Origin of the sequence: Amycolatopsis sp. cmx-11-12, from assembly GCF_046269425.1 — a bacterium.
Taxonomy (GTDB): Bacteria; Actinomycetota; Actinomycetes; order Mycobacteriales; family Pseudonocardiaceae; genus Amycolatopsis.
The window spans coordinates 1-1668 of record NZ_JADNQM010000088.1 but is presented as its reverse complement, the minus strand read 5'-3'; the positions used below and the strand labels follow the sequence as shown (position 1 = coordinate 1668).

The 1668-nt window shown below is 61.6% G+C and carries 2 protein-coding genes; one reads left to right on the top strand and one right to left on the bottom strand.

What is annotated here, in order from left to right; translation table 11 throughout:
• Nucleotides 1–385: 385 nt before the first annotated feature.
• Nucleotides 386–694 carry a histone-like nucleoid-structuring protein Lsr2 gene (locus tag ACLARN_RS44010; protein ID WP_409497437.1) on the bottom strand — a complete coding sequence of 103 codons (309 nt, stop codon included), beginning with the start codon at nt 692–694 and terminating at the stop codon, nt 386–388.
• Nucleotides 695–960: 266 nt separating this feature from the next.
• On the opposite strand from ACLARN_RS44010, the gene ACLARN_RS44005 reads away from it, so the two are divergent.
• Nucleotides 961–1089, top strand: coding sequence for a hypothetical protein (locus ACLARN_RS44005; protein WP_409497436.1), 129 nt, complete (start codon nt 961–963; stop codon nt 1087–1089).
• The last annotated feature ends 579 nt before the right edge of the window (nt 1090–1668 follow it).

Here is a 1668-nt window from a genome sequence, read left to right as displayed (position 1 = left end):
CGCCGACACCGCCGACCACATCTGGTCCTGGTCACGATTCCGCCGCCGACGACAACACCAAGCCCGCCTCAGCCACTACAAACGGCGAGGCTACCCACTCAACTGAGTGCCGTTGCAGTACTAGTCCGAAGCCGTCCGCAGCGCAACGGCGCCGGATGAGTACGTCAACCGGATTCTGCCCGGGACACGGCCATCAACATGCGAGGCCGGCCTTCAAGCCGCGTCATCCGACTGTTGGGCCCTTCGAGCCAATCCACCGACCGCGACGATACCTGGCCATAAACCCTCGCTCAGAAGCACGTGAGGCGAAGGCAGAGCACTGGACACTGTCGTTGTGCTCCTGTGGGTGGCCGTGTCTGCGCGACGACCCACAGGAGCAACGACCTCAGTTGTCGGCAATCTTCTTCCGGGACGACCGCTTGCGCGCTGGTTTGGCCGGAGTGTCGTGCACGGCCAACGACGCAGCCAGCTCCGCGGCAGTGAAGGCCTCATAGACCTCATTCGGGATCCGGCCGCGCTCAGCGATCGAATAGCCCTTCTCACTTGCCCAGACACGCACCCGTTGACTGCGTTCGCGATCTACCGGCCTCTTCGCGCCATCAGCAATGCCCACCACCGTCGTCTGCCCGGCAGCGACCTTGACGCGACGTCCACCGATACGCTTGCCCGCCTGGACGACTACAGTCTGGGCCATGAAGAAACCTTTCACAGGGTCATACGGCAATTCCACCGCATCAGCTATCACTGATGAGTGTAACCGGCCTGCACCGGCTCGGCGGTATGACACCCATCCATCGCCACGAATCGTGGTTCACAAAGCCCGGCCCGTTGCATATGAACGCCAAGCCTCAGGCATGGCGCCGCAGGATGCGTGAACCAGCCGGGATGCGGGTCAGACGAGGAACCACGGGAACCACAAGCACTACTTGCCCTGGCTTATCGAACTGATCAACGAACTTGGTGGACGCCGCCGACGACATAATCCCCGTCAAAACAGAGGCAAAGTTCGCCACGAAGCATGTCCTCGCTAAAGCCATCGAAATGCTCAGCGACCCCGACTACCTCGATCTCACACTCGCGTTCGTCTGACTTGGGACCGGCGCCAGTAGCTGGAACCCGCACCATTCTGGTTCAGCCGCGTCCAAATTGTGCTGTGGAAACCGTGGTGGCCAGTACGGCGGCCACCATGGCGAGGTCAACCTCACCCGGCCAAAGTAGCCAGGCCCACGGCCCCGAGCTTGGACAGGACCAGGTGCCAAATTCCATCTGCCACCGGTGCGCTTTCTCCCACCCGCTGAATACCGAACCTCACGCCAACTCGATGACTTGTCCTACTTGTCCGAACGCCAGCGCGTACGGAAGCCTGTCCCGCAGCAGATCAGATCAACCCGGCAGAGCGCCCGCGCGGTCAGGAATCCGAGCGGGGTTGGTGTTGGTGGCGCCGGTGCCGTTGAACTGCCTCAGAAGGAGGCGAATCGGTTGCTGCGAATCATCTACAAGGTAGAGGAGAAGTACTCGCCTCGGACTCCACCGTCGGCCCATGAGGGGCCTCGATCTTCCCGGACAGCTGCTTGGTGGCTTGACCTACGCTGCTTGCTGCCGGTTTAGGTACTCGGTGTAGACCTCGCTGGGGGTCTTGTAACCGAGTCCTGAGTGGAGACGTTGGTT

What these genes read in the sequence shown, in the direction of transcription:
- ACLARN_RS44010 (WP_409497437.1), bottom strand. Translation starts at nt 694, where the DNA reads ATGGCCCAGACTGTAGTCGTCCAGGCGGGCAAGCGTATCGGTGGACGT.